Source organism: Paludisphaera soli (assembly GCF_011064595.1).
Lineage (GTDB): Bacteria > Planctomycetota > Planctomycetia > Isosphaerales > Isosphaeraceae > Paludisphaera > Paludisphaera soli.
In genome coordinates, this window is the sequence record NZ_JAALJI010000001.1 from 299,521 (window position 1) to 314,591 (window position 15,071).

The 15,071-nt window shown below is 68.7% G+C and carries 13 protein-coding genes; 7 read left to right on the top strand and 6 right to left on the bottom strand.

Annotated elements, in window-relative coordinates; genetic code table 11:
• Nucleotides 1-25: 25 nt before the first annotated feature.
• A complete protein-coding gene (locus tag G6O68_RS01105) occupies nucleotides 26-475 on the bottom strand; it encodes a beta-lactamase hydrolase domain-containing protein (RefSeq protein ID WP_165243905.1) in 450 nt (149 codons plus the stop codon).
• A 263-nt stretch (nucleotides 476-738) separates the two neighbouring features.
• Here G6O68_RS01105 and G6O68_RS01110 point away from each other — a divergent pair, with 263 nt between their 5' ends.
• The 3 genes from G6O68_RS01110 (at nucleotide 739) to G6O68_RS01120 (ending at nucleotide 5,898) form a co-directional block, all read left to right on the top strand.
• Nucleotides 739-1,329 carry a TetR/AcrR family transcriptional regulator gene (locus tag G6O68_RS01110; protein WP_165243907.1) on the top strand — a complete coding sequence of 197 codons (591 nt, stop codon included), beginning with the start codon at nucleotides 739-741 and terminating at the stop codon, nucleotides 1,327-1,329.
• Nucleotides 1,326-2,672 (top strand): efflux RND transporter periplasmic adaptor subunit, encoded by a 1,347-nt coding sequence (locus tag G6O68_RS01115; protein WP_165243909.1) that lies wholly within the window; start codon nucleotides 1,326-1,328, stop codon nucleotides 2,670-2,672. Before G6O68_RS01110 ends, G6O68_RS01115 begins: the two co-directional genes overlap by 4 nt.
• A gap of 64 nt (nucleotides 2,673-2,736) precedes the next feature.
• On the top strand, nucleotides 2,737-5,898 hold the full coding sequence (locus G6O68_RS01120; RefSeq protein WP_165243911.1) for an efflux RND transporter permease subunit: 3,162 nt from the start codon (nucleotides 2,737-2,739) through the stop codon (nucleotides 5,896-5,898).
• A gap of 120 nt (nucleotides 5,899-6,018) precedes the next feature.
• Here G6O68_RS01120 and G6O68_RS01125 read toward each other — a convergent pair whose 3' ends face one another.
• Entirely contained in the window at nucleotides 6,019-6,261 is a 243-nt protein-coding gene (locus tag G6O68_RS01125) for a hypothetical protein (protein ID WP_165243913.1), read from the bottom strand.
• Nucleotides 6,262-7,063: 802 nt separating this feature from the next.
• On the opposite strand from G6O68_RS01125, the gene G6O68_RS01130 reads away from it, so the two are divergent.
• The 3 genes from G6O68_RS01130 (at nucleotide 7,064) to hslU (ending at nucleotide 11,038) form a co-directional block, all read left to right on the top strand.
• Nucleotides 7,064-8,686 carry a glycosyltransferase family 39 protein gene (locus tag G6O68_RS01130; RefSeq protein WP_165243915.1) on the top strand — a complete coding sequence of 541 codons (1,623 nt, stop codon included), beginning with the start codon at nucleotides 7,064-7,066 and terminating at the stop codon, nucleotides 8,684-8,686.
• A gap of 445 nt (nucleotides 8,687-9,131) precedes the next feature.
• Entirely contained in the window at nucleotides 9,132-9,680 is a 549-nt protein-coding gene (gene hslV, locus G6O68_RS01135) for an ATP-dependent protease subunit HslV (RefSeq protein WP_165243917.1), read from the top strand.
• A complete protein-coding gene (gene hslU / locus G6O68_RS01140; RefSeq protein ID WP_240910911.1) occupies nucleotides 9,662-11,038 on the top strand; it encodes an ATP-dependent protease ATPase subunit HslU in 1,377 nt (458 codons plus the stop codon). The genes hslV and hslU overlap by 19 nt, the downstream gene beginning before the upstream one ends.
• 74 nt (nucleotides 11,039-11,112) lie before the next feature.
• Here the strand turns inward: hslU and G6O68_RS01145 are convergent, their stop codons facing one another.
• The 3 genes from G6O68_RS01145 to G6O68_RS01155 all read right to left on the bottom strand — a co-directional run bounded on the left by G6O68_RS01145 (nucleotide 11,113) and on the right by G6O68_RS01155 (nucleotide 13,225).
• Nucleotides 11,113-11,565: a hypothetical protein gene (locus G6O68_RS01145; protein WP_165243919.1), complete on the bottom strand. Its 453-nt coding sequence runs from the start codon at nucleotides 11,563-11,565 to the stop codon at nucleotides 11,113-11,115.
• A 16-nt stretch (nucleotides 11,566-11,581) separates the two neighbouring features.
• Nucleotides 11,582-12,562, bottom strand: coding sequence for a DUF1559 domain-containing protein (locus tag G6O68_RS01150; protein ID WP_165243921.1), 981 nt, complete (start codon nucleotides 12,560-12,562; stop codon nucleotides 11,582-11,584).
• Nucleotides 12,563-12,856: 294 nt separating this feature from the next.
• The gene (locus tag G6O68_RS01155; RefSeq protein ID WP_165243923.1) at nucleotides 12,857-13,225 is read right to left on the bottom strand and encodes a hypothetical protein; all 369 of its coding nucleotides are present in this window, start codon (nucleotides 13,223-13,225) and stop codon (nucleotides 12,857-12,859) included.
• 472 nt (nucleotides 13,226-13,697) lie between these two features.
• Between G6O68_RS01155 and G6O68_RS01160 the strand changes: the two genes are divergently transcribed.
• A complete protein-coding gene (locus G6O68_RS01160) occupies nucleotides 13,698-14,369 on the top strand; it encodes an MIP/aquaporin family protein (RefSeq protein ID WP_240910913.1) in 672 nt (223 codons plus the stop codon).
• A 96-nt stretch (nucleotides 14,370-14,465) separates the two neighbouring features.
• On the opposite strand, the gene G6O68_RS01165 is transcribed toward G6O68_RS01160, so the two are convergent.
• Nucleotides 14,466-14,984, bottom strand: coding sequence for an opioid growth factor receptor-related protein (locus G6O68_RS01165; RefSeq protein WP_165243926.1), 519 nt, complete (start codon nucleotides 14,982-14,984; stop codon nucleotides 14,466-14,468).
• Between the last annotated feature and the right edge of the window lie 87 nt (nucleotides 14,985-15,071).

Sequence of the window (15,071 nt, forward strand, 5' to 3'; positions counted from 1 at the left end):
CGAGTCAAGCGGCCCGCGTACGACGTCAGGACTTGGACTTCAGATAGGCTTCCACCTTGGCCTGGAGCGGCGGGTCCAGGACGATTCCCTCCTCGCGGCCCCGTGCGACGGCCTCCTCGGGATTCCAGCCGTGGGCCCTCGCCTGCTGGATCAGCACGATCGCCGCCGCCCGCCCGCCCTTGCGGCAGTGGACCAGCACCTTGCCCCTGGACGCCTCGCGGTCGATGAAGTCGCACGCCTCGGACACGCCGGGATCGGCCAGCGGCGGGCCGCCGACGCCGTGATGGTGGTAGGCCAGGCCCAGGGCCGCCGCCTCGCGCCCTTCCTGCTCCACGTCCATCGGCTGCTCCGGCTCGCCGTCGTTCCGCAGGTTGACCACGGCGACGTAGCCCGCCTCGCGCAACCGAGAGAGGTCCTGCTCGTCCGGCTGGTCGGCGATGGTGATCCGATCCGTGATCGGCCTTTCCAGATTCATGGCGAAGGTCCTCGGAGGGGCGACGGTGTCGGAGAGGTCGCCGGGTTCTCGACTGAATCGGGGCCCCGACGCTCACGGGCCTGTTCCAGCCCCCAATTGTAGCCACGCCTTGCGATGAAGGGAGTCGCGCGGGCTCTTCGGATTGACGGGATTGGGTCGGCCCGGCATAATACCTACCGGTCGGTATACGTCCGCAGCCGAGGGATCGTGATCAGGAACGAGGTGGCCGGTTGACATCGCCCGGGAAGTCCGAGGAGAGCGAGGTGGCGAGGCAGCTGGCGCGGGCGGCCGCGCGGCTGTTCGCGCGTCGCGGCTTCGAGGCGACGTCGACGCGGGAGATCGTCGAGGAGGCGGGGGTCGCCAAGCCGACGCTCTACTACCACTTCGGGAGCAAGGAGGGGCTGGCGAGGGCGCTCCTCGTGGAGCCCCTGGAGGAGCTGTCGCGGAAGCTGGAGAGGATCGTCGAGACGGCGGGCGACCCCGTCGTCGCGCTCGAGGGGATCATGGCGGCCCACTTCGCGTTCTGCCGCGAGGACCCCGACCGCTCCCGATTCTTCCTCGCCGTGGCCTTCGGCCCCCCGGAGGCGGAGGTCGCCCTCCTGACGGAGTGCCGCAAGGGCGCCCTGGAGAAGTGGACCGAGGCGGCCTTCGGGCGCTGCGTCGAGTCCGGGGTGCTGGCGGCGGAGGATCGCGAGACGTTCGCGACCATGTACCGCGGCCTGCTGTTCATGTCGGTCATCGAGCATCTCTATCACGACAAACCGCTGGGGGAGGACCGCGCGCGCGTGCTCGTCGCGGGACTCCTCCGGGGCTTCGAGGGGGCCCGCCGGAGCGGCCCGGATCATCCCCGATGAGAAACCGCGTCTTCCTTTCGATCCTGGGGTTGGGCTGCCTGGCCGTCGGCCAGGCGGGATGCGCCCGGCGGCCCGAGACGGCCGAGGTCAAGGCCGTCGAGCCCATGCCGGTCTACGTCACCGTCGCGCCGATCGAGCGGCGGGCCGTGGAGCGGACGGTCGAGGCCGTCGGCTCGCTGCGGGGCTGGGAGCAGGTGACGCTGGGGACCAAGCGGTCCGGGAGGGTGCTGAGGGTCCTCCACGACATCGGCGATCGGGTCCGCCCCGGCGAGCCGCTCGTCGAGCTCGACCCGGTGGACGCCAAGCTCTCGTACAACGCCGCCGAGTCGCGGTACCTGGCCGAGCTGGTCAAGCTCGGCATCAGCTCCGAGACGGCCGAGGAGTTCATCCGCCGCTACGGCATCAGCGAGACCCTGGTCAGCGGGCCCCAGACCGATGAGGTCATCGACAAAGTCCCCGGCGTCGTCCAGTACCGCGTGGCGATGGAGCGGTCGGCCCAGAACCTGGCCCGCCAGCGCAACCTCAGCCGCAAGGGGGCGGGCACGACCCAGGAGCTGGAGGACCAGGAGAGCGACTACCGCACGACGGTCGCCGCGTACGACAACGCCAAGTCGACCGCCCGGAACGTCGTGGCGCTGGCCCTCGCGAATCGGGTCGCCCGGGACCAGGCGGAGCAGATGCTCGCCGACCTCACCATCCTCGCGCCTCGCCCCCAGCGGCCGCCGACCGCCGAGGAGGGCGAGATCCTCTACGCGATCACGACGCGCTCCGTCTCCGAGGGGCAGATGGTCCGCGAGGGGGATCCGGTCTTCGACCTCGTCGTCGAGGACCCGCTGCGGCTCTGGGCGAACGTCCCCGAGCGCTTCAGCGGCAGGGTCCGCGAAGGTCAGCCCGTCCGGATCTCGGTCGCCTCGCACCCGGATCGGACCTTCGAGGGGAAAGTGTCGCGGGTGAACCCCTCGGTCGACCCCGTCAGCCGGACGTTCCAGGTGGAGGCCCTCGCCCGCAACGAGGAACGCCTGCTGCGGCCCGGCGGCTTCGCCAAGGCGGTGATCGTGACCGACTCGGCGTCCGACGCGATCGTGGTCCCCATCGAGTCGATCGTCCAGTATGCGGGCGTGACCAAGCTGTTCGTGGTCGAGGGCGATAAGGTCCGCGCCGTCGACGACCTGGCGCTCGGCAAGGAAGGTCCGGGCTGGGTCGAGGTCTCCAGCACCTCGATGCCCGCCTCGGGGAGCGTCGTCACGACCGGCCATTCGAAGCTCGCCGGCGGCTCCCGGATCGTCGTCCGGGAGGCCGAGGCCGCCGAGCCCGAGGGCGCGAAGCCCGCCGCCGCGGAGTAGGGAACCCAGCCGGTCCGCGGTCGAAGCGCGGGCCTCCCACGGCCTTTCCACCGGGAACGCACTCATGTCCCTGTCCGACGTTTGCATCAACCGACCCGTCTTCACCTGGGTCCTCGTGCTCGTGCCCCTCGTCCTGGGGGCGGTCTCGTACACCGAGATCGGGGTCGACCTGTTCCCGGACGTGGACTTCCCCGTCTGCACGGTGACGACCGTGCTGCAAGGGGCGAGCGTCGAGGAGATGGAGTCGACCGTCACCAAGCCGATCGAGGACATCATCAACACCGTCTCCGGGATCGACGAGCTGCGCTCGACGACCCAGGAGGGCGTCTCGATCGTCGTCGTGCAGTTCAAGCTCTCGAAGAACGGCGACGTGGGGACTCAGGAGGTCCGCGACAAGGTCAACACGATCCTGGCCGACCTCCCCGTGGGGACCGACCCGCCGATCATCGACAAGTTCGACACCGGCTCCACGCCCGTCGTCACGATCGCCGTCTCCGGCCGCCGCGACTTCCGCGAGGTGACCGAGCTGGCCCGCAAGAAGATCAAAGAGCGGCTGGAGACGGTGCCCGGCGTGGGGTCCATCAGCCTGGTGGGCGGCCGCACCCGCGCCATGAACGTGGTCGTCGACACCGACCGTCTCGCCGGCTACAACCTCTCCGTGGAGGACGTCCGCCAGGCCCTCCTGCGGCAGAACCTGGAGGTCCCGGGCGGCCGGATCGACCAGGGCCCTCGCGAGCTGGTCCTGCGGACGCTCGGCCGGCTGAAGACCCGGCGCGAGTTCGACGACCTGATCGTCGCCAACCGCAACGGCTATCCGATCCGCGTGCGCGACGTCGGCCGCGCCGAGGATTCGATCGAGGAGCCCCGCTCGCTCGCCCGCCTCGACGGCGACGGCGCGGTGAGCCTGGTGGTGCAGAAGCAGTCCGGCGTCAACACGGTCCAGCTCGTCCACGACCTGAAGGAGCGGCTGGAGTCGATCAAGCCGACCCTGCCGGACGACATCGCCCTGGAGATCATCCGCGACCAGTCGCGGTTCATCGAGAAATCGATCGAGGAGGTGAAATTCCACCTCCTGCTCGCCGCGGTCCTGGTCTCCGCGACGATCCTGCTGTTCATCCGGGACTGGCGGACGACGCTGATCGCGACGCTCGCCATCCCGACCTCGATCATCCCCACGTTCCTGTTCATGCGATACATGGGCTTCACGCTCAACAACATCACGATGCTGGCCCTGATCCTGGCGATCGGCATCGTGATCGACGACGCGGTGGTCGTCCACGAGAACATCTTCCGCCACATGGAGGAGGACGGCCTCGACGCCATGACGGCCTCGCGCAAGGGGACGCGCGAGATCGCGTTGGCGGTCACGGCGACGAGCCTCTCCTTGATCGTCATCTTCCTGCCGATCGCCTTCATGGGGGGGATCGTCGGCCGCTTCTTCTCCAGCTTCGGCGGCACCGTGGCGTTCGCCGTGGCGATGAGCCTGTTCGTCTCGTTCACCCTCACGCCGATGCTCTGCAGCCGGTTCCTCAAGCTGGAGCCGGCCGAGGAGGGGCACGAGGCCAAGTCCAAGTCGGGAGTCTTCTGGCGGGTGGTCGACGGCGGCTACGGCGCGATGCTCCGCGGGGCGCTCCGCTTCAAGATCATCGTGGTGATCCTGGCGTTGCTGACGATCGTCTCGACGGTGCCGATCGGCAGGGCGGTGGGCTTCTCGCTCATCCCCCGCGACGACCAGAGCGAGTACGAACTGAGCGTGACCACGCCCGAGGGCTACAGCCTGGAGCGGACGTCGCAGCTCATGGAGGAGCTGGAGGCCCGGGTCCGCAAGCTCAAGGGGACGCTCCACGTCTTCACGTCCATCGGCTCGACCGGCGGGGCTCGGGCCGTGAAGGGCGCCGGCGACGTCACCCGGGCGACCATCTACGTCCGGATGACGGAGCTGGAGGATCGCGACTACACGCAGTTCGAGGTCCAGAAGCAGGCCCGCGAGTTCCTGGCCGACTATCCCGACCTCCGCGCCAGCGTCAACGACGTGTCGGCCTTCCAGGGGGGGAGCCGGCCGCAGACCTTCCAGATCAACCTGGGCGGGCCGGACCTCGACCAGCTGTCGGATTACGCCGACCGGCTGATCGCCGGGCTGAGGGCGGACGGCCGCATCCTCGACCTCGACACGACGCTGTCGCTCCGGAAGCCCGAGGTCCAGGTGGTGGTCGACCGCGAGGCCGCCAGCGACCTGGGCGTCAACGTCGGCACGATCGCCGACGGCCTCCGCGTCCTGGTCGGCGGCCTACCCGTCACCCGTTTCCGCGACGGCGAGGAGCAGTACGACGTCTGGCTCCGGGCCGACGCCGCCCTCCGCCGCTCGATCGAGGACGTGTATCAGCTCACCCTCCCCTCGCCCACGGCCGGGCTGGTCAAGCTCTCCAGCCTCGCCACCCTCGTCGACGAGCGCGGGCCCTCGGTCATCGAGCGGCTGAACCGCGAGCGGATCGTGACCGTCCTGGGCAACCCGGAGGGGATCGCGCTCGGCGACGCCGTCACGCTGGCCGAGGGGATCATCGCCAAGATGGAGATGGCCCCCGGCTATTCGTACGTCCTCTCGGGCCAGGCCAAGACCCTCGGCGAGACGATGTACTACTTCGCGATCGCCTTCGGGCTCTCGATCATGTTCATGTACCTGATCCTGGCCGCCCAGTTCGAGAGCTGGATCCAGCCGATCTCGATCCTCATGGCCCTGCCCGTGACGGTGCCGTTCGGCATCCTCTCGCTGTACCTGTTCCGGACGCCGCTGGACCTCTACGCCCTCTTCGGGCTGTTCATGCTGGTGGGCATCGTCAAGAAGAACGGGATCCTCCAGGTCGACGCCACGAACCAGCTCCGCGCCGGCGGGGCCTCGCGGTACGACGCGATCCTGGAGGCCAACCACACCCGGCTGCGGCCCATCCTGATGACGACGGTCATGCTCGTCGCGGCGATGGTCCCGATGGCCCTCGGCCAGGGCCCCGGGGCCGGGGCCCGGGCGAGCATGGCCAAGGTCATCATCGGCGGCCAGATGCTCTCGCTGATCCTGGCCTTGCTGGTCACGCCGGTCTTCTACTCGCTGCTCGATTCGATGGTCAACTTTTCCCGGAGGCTCGGCATCCGCTTCTCCGTCGAGCCCTCCCCGGCCTCTCCCCCCGCCAAGCCCAAGCCGGAGTCCGCCTGGGAGACCGCGGCCCGCGTCTGAACCGAGGCCGGGCCGCGGCGAGAAGTTCGCCTTCGAAACGCAAGCCGCCGCCTCGATCACGCGGGATCGAGGCGGCGGCTTTTTGATCTTCCGGCACGCGTCTCGGGCGGGCCCGAGGCGTCAGTTCGCCTCGACGAGCGGTGTTACCAGGGCCAACCGGTTGACCAGGTTGGCCGCGTCGGCGGCGCGTCTCGGGTCGGAGTATTTCGCCAGGGGGGCGGACGTCGACTCGTCCGTGTAAACGCCGACGACCGTGAACAGACCGTTGCACGCCTTGGTCTCGGCTCGGAGGAAAAGCCCCGAGCGGATCAGCGAGACAAGGTTGTGCTGCCAGAGCTGGGTTTCGGCCAACTTCGCGGTCATGGCGTTCCTCGATTCGTATTTGGAATAGTCGACCTCTGTCATGACGCAGCCGCCAGGCGTCTACCGATTCTCCCATTCGCCGAGCTTCAGGCTTCATATCATCGAGATGTTGGAAGCGAAAGTCCGGAACGCGACGATCGACGGCTTACTTTCCTCTCCTCTTTCGAGACCCTTTATCAACTAGACGTTACCGGGACCGATTGTGTTCGCGATGGAACGTGAAAGGCTCACGGTCCGCAGGAGCTTCTCTCCTAGTCAAATGTAACTCACTTCGGCCCCGAGCCAAGATCACCCGCCTCGATTCTTCAGAAATCGCGAAGGTGATGATCCAAGGCAGAGCAAAACCAGGGCCGAAACCATCGCGACTTTCCGCGCGTGGCTCGGCAAGGCCCTTCTATCCGATTCGACCCCCCTCCCCCCGACTCCGGCCGCCGCCTCACGACCGCGCCGACGCAGCCGGAATCGCACGCGAGACGACGACTTACGCGCATCCCGCTAGCCCCGTCGAGAACTCGGAGGCCCACCACGCCCCGCGACGTCGGAAGGTCGGTGCCGGGTTCCTTGCGGGGGCGTGGCGACCCCCCTGGAAGGATCCCCGTCCGAAATTCTCGCGAGTCGTCGGCGAGCCTGCTTCGTTTCTGCACTCTCCGCGGGCAAATTCTGCCTGGTTTCTCGACGGGACGGCCAGAGGCCCGAAGCCAGGACTTTCGACGGCCGTTTTGATCTCGCCGGGAAGGCCGGAGCCGGGTAAGACGGGGCTCGGCTTCCGATCGCCACGTCCCCGCGGAGAGCGACGACGCTCATGACGCCCCATCACGCCACGCTCCTGCTCATCGCGACCTCCGCGCTCCTCCGGCTGGCCGCCGGCCTGCTCCTGGGACTGGGGAACGACGAAGCCTATCACTTCCTCTACGCCATGCACCCGGCTGCGAGCTACTTCGACCACCCGCCGATGGTCGCCTGGGTGGAGATGCTCGGCCTCTACTCGGTGGGTGATCGATTCTCGACCCTGGCCTTGCGTGTTGGATTCGTCGCCCTCTTCGCGGGTTCGACCTGGCTCATGGCCCGGATCGCCGGGCGATGGTACGGGGGCTGGGCGGGCTTCTTCGCGGCCCTCGCCCTGAACCTCACGGGATACTACGGGCTGGCGGTGGGGACCTTCGCGCTGCCCGACGGCCCCCTGCTCTTCTTCTGGCTGTTGACCTTCGACCGCCTGGATCTCGCGATCGAGGAACCCGGCAAGAAACGCCTGTGGGTCGGGGTCGGCCTGGCCTGGGGCCTGGCGATGTTGAGCAAGTATCACGCAGTCTTCCTGCCGGCGGGGACGGTCCTCTATTTGCTCGTCCGTCCGAACCGTCGCCGCCTGCTGGCGACGCCGGGGCCGTATCTGGCGGTCGCGCTCGGGCTCCTGATCTTCAGCCCGGTGATCGCCTGGAACGCCGCCAACGGCTGGGCCTCCTTCGCCTTTCAGGGGGGGAGGGCGATGGGCGCCCCGACGTTCCGGCCCGACTACCTGCTGGGCGCCATCGCCGCGCAGGCGGCCTACCTGTTCCCCTGGATCTGGGCGCCTTTGCTCGTCGTCGGCTGGAGACTCGCGGCCGGCTGGAAGGATCGTCACGAGCGCGAGCGGCTGGCGCTTTGCCTGTGCGTCGCGCCCCTGGCGATGTTCACGGCCGTCGCCTGTTTCCGCCCCGTCCTGCCCCACTGGGGTCTGGTCGGCCTGCTCCCGCTCTTCCCGTCGCTCGGCCGGGAGATCGCGAATCGCGCGCAGACGCAGCCGCCCCGGACGCGTCGGCGGTTGGCGTTCGCGGCGAGCTTCTCGATCCTGATGCTGGCGACGACGATGTCGCAGTATCACTTCGGCTGGCTCCAACGCGGTCCGGACGGCGGCCTCGGCATCCTCACGGCGAAGACCGACCCGACGGCCGAACTCTACGGCTGGGATCAGGTTGCAGACCGCCTCGACCGGCTCGGCCTGCTCGACGACCCCCGCACGTTCCTCTTCACCCGCAACTGGTACCAGAGCGCCCAGATCGCGCACGCCACGGCCATGCGGCGGCCCGTCGTCTGCTACAACCTGGAAGACGCGCGGGGTTTCGCGTTCTGGAGCCAGCCCGGCGACTGGGTCGGCCGCGACGGGGTCATGGTGATGATCAACGACGACTACACCCCGTTCAGCTTCTACGAACGCTGGTTCCGGAGCTGCGAGCCGCTGGACGACTTCCCGGTGCTCCGAGGCGGCAAGCCGGTACGGCGCGTCCGCATCTTCCGCCTGAACGAGCAGCTCGCGGCGCTCCCCTTCGGCTACACCGCCGATCAGGTCCAGGAACGCGCCAGGCTCCGCAGCCAACTCCAGGGGCACGCCGCCCACTACTCGCCGCCGCCCGAGATCGGGGCCAATCCCCGGGCCACCCGCCGCGATTGAGCGGATGGAGTCCGTCTCGAATTCTCGCCGACCCATCTCGCGAACCGGGTGCATCATCACATTGGGGTGACGCTACGCGCCGAACCCGCCCGGACGAAGCTCCGGACGAGGCCGAGCGGCCGAACCACGCGACGGAAACCCGGCGATGCGCGCCGAACGAACCCAATTAGCCACTGTGTTGCAATGCCTTGACTGGAAACGACTTGTGCGTCGCATTGAGCCCGATTTCCGCGCGCGAACGAACCCAATCGAAGCCGATCCAGGGGCCGCCGGGGGGCACGGAGGGGGGCCGCTCCTCAGGCCCCTGGCGATCCCCCAGGTCGTCGGCGAGCCTGGCGGGGCGGTCGGGGATTCCGTATGCTCGGGGATTCGGCGATCGTCACGCCGGTCTCGGTCTGTTGATGGCGAGGTGGCTCGGAATCCCGGATGAACCGGAGGCGAACCCTTGAAGTGGCATGCGACGACGATCCTCTCGGTCCGCAAGGGGGGGAAGGTCGCCATCGGCGGCGACGGCCAGGTGACGCTGGGGACGCAGGTCATGAAGGCCGACGCGGTGAAGATCCGCAAGCTGCTGGACGGCCGGGTGATCGTCGGCTTCGCCGGCTCGGCGGCCGACGGCTTCGCCCTCCTGGAGCGGTTCGAGGGGAAGCTCAAGGACCATCCGGACAACGTCCCCCGCGCCGCGATCGAGCTGGCCAAGCTCTGGCGGACCGACCGGATGCTCCGCCGCCTGGAGGCGGTGCTCCTCGTCGTCGACTCGCGCCACAGCCTGATGGTGAGCGGCTCCGGCGACGTGATCCAGCCCAGCGACGGCCTCCTCGCCACCGGTTCCGGCGGCGGCTACGCCCTCGCCGCCGCGCGGGCGCTCGTGGCCCACACCGAACTGTCCGCGGCCGAGATCGTCCGCGAGTCGCTGACCATCGCCGGCGGGATCGACATCTACACGAATTCGCACCTGACGGTGGAGGAACTCCCGTGCCTGAGCACGAGCTGACGCCCCGGCGGATCGTCGCCGAGCTGGATCGCGACATCGTCGGCCAGGCCGACGCCAAGCGCGCCGTCGCGATCGCCCTGCGCAACCGCTGGCGCCGCCGCCAGCTCGACGACGAGCTTCGCCGCCAGGTCACGCCCAAGAACATCCTGCTGATCGGCCCGACCGGCGTCGGCAAGACCGAGATCGCCCGCCGGCTCGCCAGCCTCGTCGGCGCGCCGTTCGTGAAGGCCGAGGCGACCAAGTACACCGAGGTCGGCTACTACGGCCGGGACGTCGAGAGCCTGATCCGCGACCTGGTCGACGCCGCCATCGTCCTGGTCCGCAACGTCGAGCGCAAGCGGGTCCAGGAGCAGGCCGAGGCCCGCGTGGAGGACCGCCTGCTCGACCTCATGCTCCCCGCGCCGGCTCCGACTTCAAGCTCGCCCTGGGACCCCACGCCCGTCCCCGGCGCGTCCGACGAGGCCGCCGAGCGCCGGGCCCGCTCGCGAGAGAAGCTCCGCGCCCGGCTCGCCGCCGGCGAGTTGGAGGACCGCGAGGTCGAGGTCACCGTCCCCGGCCGAGCCGCTGCCCCTGTGTCGATCCTCGGGGCGGGCAACCTCGAACAGATGGAGATGGACCTCCAGGGGATGTTCGAGAAGCTCATCCCCAAGTCCTCGCAGACGCGTCGGACGACCGTGAGCGACGCCCGTCCGATCCTGCTCCAGCAGGAGGTCGACGCCCTGATCGACCCCGAGAAGATCAACCAGGCGGCCGTCGAGCTGGCCCAGGAGTCGGGCATCGTCTTCATCGACGAGATCGACAAGGTCGCCACCGACGAGGGGGGCTCGCGCGGGCCCGACGTCTCCCGCCAGGGGGTCCAGCGCGACCTGCTGCCGATCGTCGAGGGGACGACGGTGAACACCAAACACGGCCCGGTGAAGACCGATCACGTCCTCTTCATCGCCGCCGGGGCCTTCCACCGCAGCAAGCCGTCCGACCTGATGCCCGAGCTGCAAGGCCGGTTCCCGATCCGGGTCGAGATGCACGACCTCGCCCGCGACGACTTCGCCCGGATCTTGCGTGAGCCGCGGGCCTCGCTACTCCGCCAGTATGAGGCACTCCTCGGCGCCGAGGGGGTCGTGCTGGAGTTCGCCGACGATGCGATCGAGGCCATGGCCGACCTGGCCTTCCAGGTAAACCGATCGACCCAGAATATCGGCGCCCGCCGCCTCCACACGATCCTCGAACGGGTCCTGGAGGACGTCAGCTTCGAGGCCCCGGATCGGGCCGGCGAGAAGATCGTCGTCGACGCCGACCTCGTCCGCAAACGCCTGGAAGACGTCGCCAGGGACGAGGACCTGAGCCGCTACATCCTCTGACAGGCGGCCTTGGATCTCGGGCATGGAACCGAACAAGCCCGACGGCTGCCGCCGCCGTCGGGCTTCGGGCCGCATCAGGACTTCTTGATGGGCTTACCCTTGGGATTGACCAGCTTCGGCTCGTGCGAGACCTTGCGCTCGGCGAGGTTCTTGAGGTCTTCGGCGTTGGGCTCCTGCGCGTCTCGCAAGGCGTAGGCGGATTCCTGGGCGGCGTCCCAGTCGCCCGCCCTGGCCTTATCGATGACCTCCCGGAACGCAGCGTATTCGGCGTCGGAGCACTTGCCCTCGGCCCGCCGCTTCTCGATCTTCGCGACGTTCTCGTCGAGCCACTTGGCCTCGCGGGTGGAGACGGCGGTCGCCAGCGAGACGATCAGCTCGCGGTTCTCACCGGAGACCTGGGTCCCCCGGCTGCAGCCGGGGGCCGAGGCGAGGAGGAAGGCCGCGAGCAACAGGGCCGCGACGACGGTCGCGCCGAGGTGCATGGGCCGGCGCGAGGACGCGGTCGGCCCGGTCGATGGATTCGGCATGGCGTTCGTCCCCCCGTCAGAACTGGTCGGAACTGATGATCTCGCCCCCGGCGCGGGTGGCGAGGGCCGGCCAGACGACCTGGCTGATGTTGGAGCTGGCGAAGCGGACGCTGCCGTCCCCCATCAGCACGTTGCAGCCGCCGGGGTGGTCGGCGAACATCCCGCAGATCTTGGCCAGCCGCGAGTTGGGGGGGTGGATCAGGGGGGGGGCCTCCCCGATGTTGGGGCCGCTGTGCAGGAGCACCTGGGTCGGGGCGACGTCGCACGAGGAGAACGCGAACTTGGTGGTGGGGCAGCCGATCGCGCCAGGCACGACGCCGACCCAGGTCTTGTCGCTCAGGGTCGCGGAGTGCTCGCCGACGAAGATCGTGTTCGAGAGCCCGTCGGTGACGCTGGCGACGCGGATCCGGCCGTTGCGGGCGAAGACCCCGTCGGAGAGCGTGGACCAGTCGTCGACCGGGAAAGCCCAGGGCTCCTGACGGCCGGTGCAGGCGCCGTAGTGCGATCGGCTGAACGTCGCCATCGTGGCGCCGGTCTCGCTCTTCACGTCGAAGACCCGCGAGGATTCGGGGACCGACGGGCAGAGGTAGGTCGCCACCGAGGGCCGGGCCCCGGTCGAGTTCGCGAGGTTCCAGCAGGGCAGGTCCACGTTGCAAGCGGCGTACAGGGTGGACTGCTCCATGTACGGCAGGAGCAAGGTCCCCCAGGCCCATCCCGGGCCCGCGTCGCGCGTGTCGGCGTCGGGTGCGCCCATCGCGGCGTTGCCGCCGAGCAGGGTCAGATAGCCGGGCGGGAACTGTCCCTGGGCGTCGTGATAGTTGTGCATCGCCAGCCCCATCTGCTTCAGGTTGTTGGTGCACTGGGCGCGGCGGGCGGCCTCGCGGGCCGATTGCACGGCCGGCAGCAGCAGGGCGATCAGCACGGCGATGATGGCGATGACGACCAGCAATTCGATCAGCGTGAAACCGGCCTTCAGCCGGGGACGGATGGCATGCATCGGACGGAGACTCCCATCGAAAGAAATGGAAATGATCGAGGAAAGATGGATGGCGGGAGGATCGCGGGAGAGGATCCACGTCTACATCACGCGGCCGCGCCGCGGCCAACGCGACGCGACGTCGTCATCCCCAGGGGATGTGGACGCCGGGCGCCGGTTACGATGGAGCGAATGCGCTTCGAGACCCGGGGCGGCTCGTCGCCTGCGCACGAGGGCCCAGGGGCCGTCACGTGCCGCCGAAACGCGTGCGCCCCGGTCATCCCGGTGAAGGGACAGGGACGCGAGGCGTCGACATCAGACGTTGTGGGACGTGGAGGAGGTGGCGGGAGGGCCGCGTGAGAGCGACTCGTCGGGCACCTTGCTGGGAGGGGGCGCGACGTGCGAGGCGGCGGGCGCTCGGCCGCTCGGCAGGAGCGTAAAGCCGACGACCGAATCCGGGTTGTGCGACGTGAGCGAGAGCAGATGGCAGGCCGCACAGTCGTGCGACGTCCCACCGAGCGCGTGGCGGGGACCGCCTCCGCGTTCGCTCGTGTCCGCGGCGGACAGGCCGGACTGATCGTGATCGAAACCGAGGAGCCCGTGCAGGCTCGGACCCGCGGACAGCACGATCGCGTGGCAAGCCACGAACGAGATCAGGAGTATCGTGCGGAGACGGGATCGCATGGAGGTTCCGGAAACCTGGAATTCGCGTCGAGACGACTTGGCGAAAGTCCGGTGCGGGGGGCCGGGTCGCGACTTTGTCCACGCGTCAAGTGCACGGATCGATCGGCTTCACGGCTTCCCAGCAGCTTTCCTTTATAGCAAACGGTCAAGGGCCGCAAAAGCGATTCTTGCGATTGCTCCCGATTTTGACGGAACTCTCGCGTCGCCGTCGGGGATGCACCAGCCCTCCTCTTGTCGTGATCCCAAAAAACTATCCGGAGTGTTGGATTCGGGACGCGGTTCGGATTATATGTTCTGTAGAAACAAACGAATTCGCGTTTCCCGGATGGCTGGGCAACCCTCGTCCATCCCGACAAGCGCCGACGACCGGGCGAATCCGGGCGAATCCCTTTCCACTTCCTCGTCGGCCTCAGCCTTTCGCCGTCTCGATTTCACCTCTCGGTGAAGCAGCACGATTCTTAAGGAGCCCCCCATGCTGGTCGGTAAGATGGTCGCGGAATTCATCGGCACGTTCTTCCTCGTCTTCACGGTGGGGATGACCGTCAAGTCGCCCGACCAGGCGGCCATGGCCGCGCTGGCCATCGGCTCGTCGCTCATGATCATGGTGTACGCGACGGGGCACTACTCGGGCGGGCACCTCAACCCGGCGGTCACCCTGGGCGTCACGCTCCGCGGAAAGCTGAGCTGGGCCGACGCCGTGCCTTACTGGATCGCCCAGTTCGCGGCCGGCATCGTCGCGGCCTTGGCGGTCAACTTCATCAAGGCGAGCGCGACCGGGGCCCCCGCGCCGCCGCCCCCATCGCCGATCGAGTACGCGGTGGCCGCTCAACTGCTCGTCGAGTTCCTGTTCACGTTCGCCCTGGTGTATGTGGTGCTGAACGCGGCCACGGCGGCGGGCACGGCGGGGAATTCGTTCTACGGCCTGGCGATCGGCTTCACCGTGGTCGTGGGCGCCCTGGCCGTCGGCCCGGTGTCGGGCGGGGCCTTCAACCCGGCCGTGGCGGTCGGCGCCGCGGCGATGGACCTGGCCAAGTGGAACTCAATCTGGATCCCGCTCGCGGCCGACTTCGCCGGCGGCACCGCCGCGGCCGCCGTTTTCAAGGCCTTCGACATGGGGGGCGACCGCAAGGTGGTCGTCGCCTGACGTAGCCCCATGATCGAGCTTCGGAAAGCCCGATGGTGTCCAAGCGGCGGGGCGGCGGAAGCCTCCCCTCGCCCCGCCGCCCGATTGGAAGCCGAATCACTCCCTCTCGGCCAGGGCGGGATCGGTCGCGGCCGCCCAGTAGCGGCGGGTCTCCGGGGTGATCCGCGCTCGGCCTTCCTCCATGAGGCGGAGCAGCGCCTGGTGGAACGCCTTCGACTGCTCGCCAAGCCCGAGCAGTCGGAGGCTCGTGAGGACGCGGGTGATCCTCAGCCAGTTGTGGTCCGGGGAGAGGAAGATCCCCCGTTTGGACTCGAAATCCGCCGCGGGCGCCACCGTGTCGTCCTCCCTCGCCAGGCCCAGGAAGGCGAGGAAGCGATCGAACGATCGCAAGAGGTTCTCGCGCAAGGCGGGATCGTCGCGGAAGGCCCGCAGGTCCTCCTCGTCGAGGACCGGCGCCTGGAAATTGAACCGACTGGGCTCCTCCAGTGGGAACATCCACTGGATGAAGTCGTGGTGGAATTCCATCGCGTCGTCGTCGAGGGCCCAGACGTCGGCCAGGGTCCGGCCCGCCGCGTCCTCGCCCGTCCCACGGTAAAATGCCAGTAGTCGCGACACGGCCGAACGCTCCTCGAAGGGTCGTCGATGGCGGCGGCCGTCGACACGGCCGCCTCGTCTCCCATTAAGTTCGAGGGACCGTCGCGA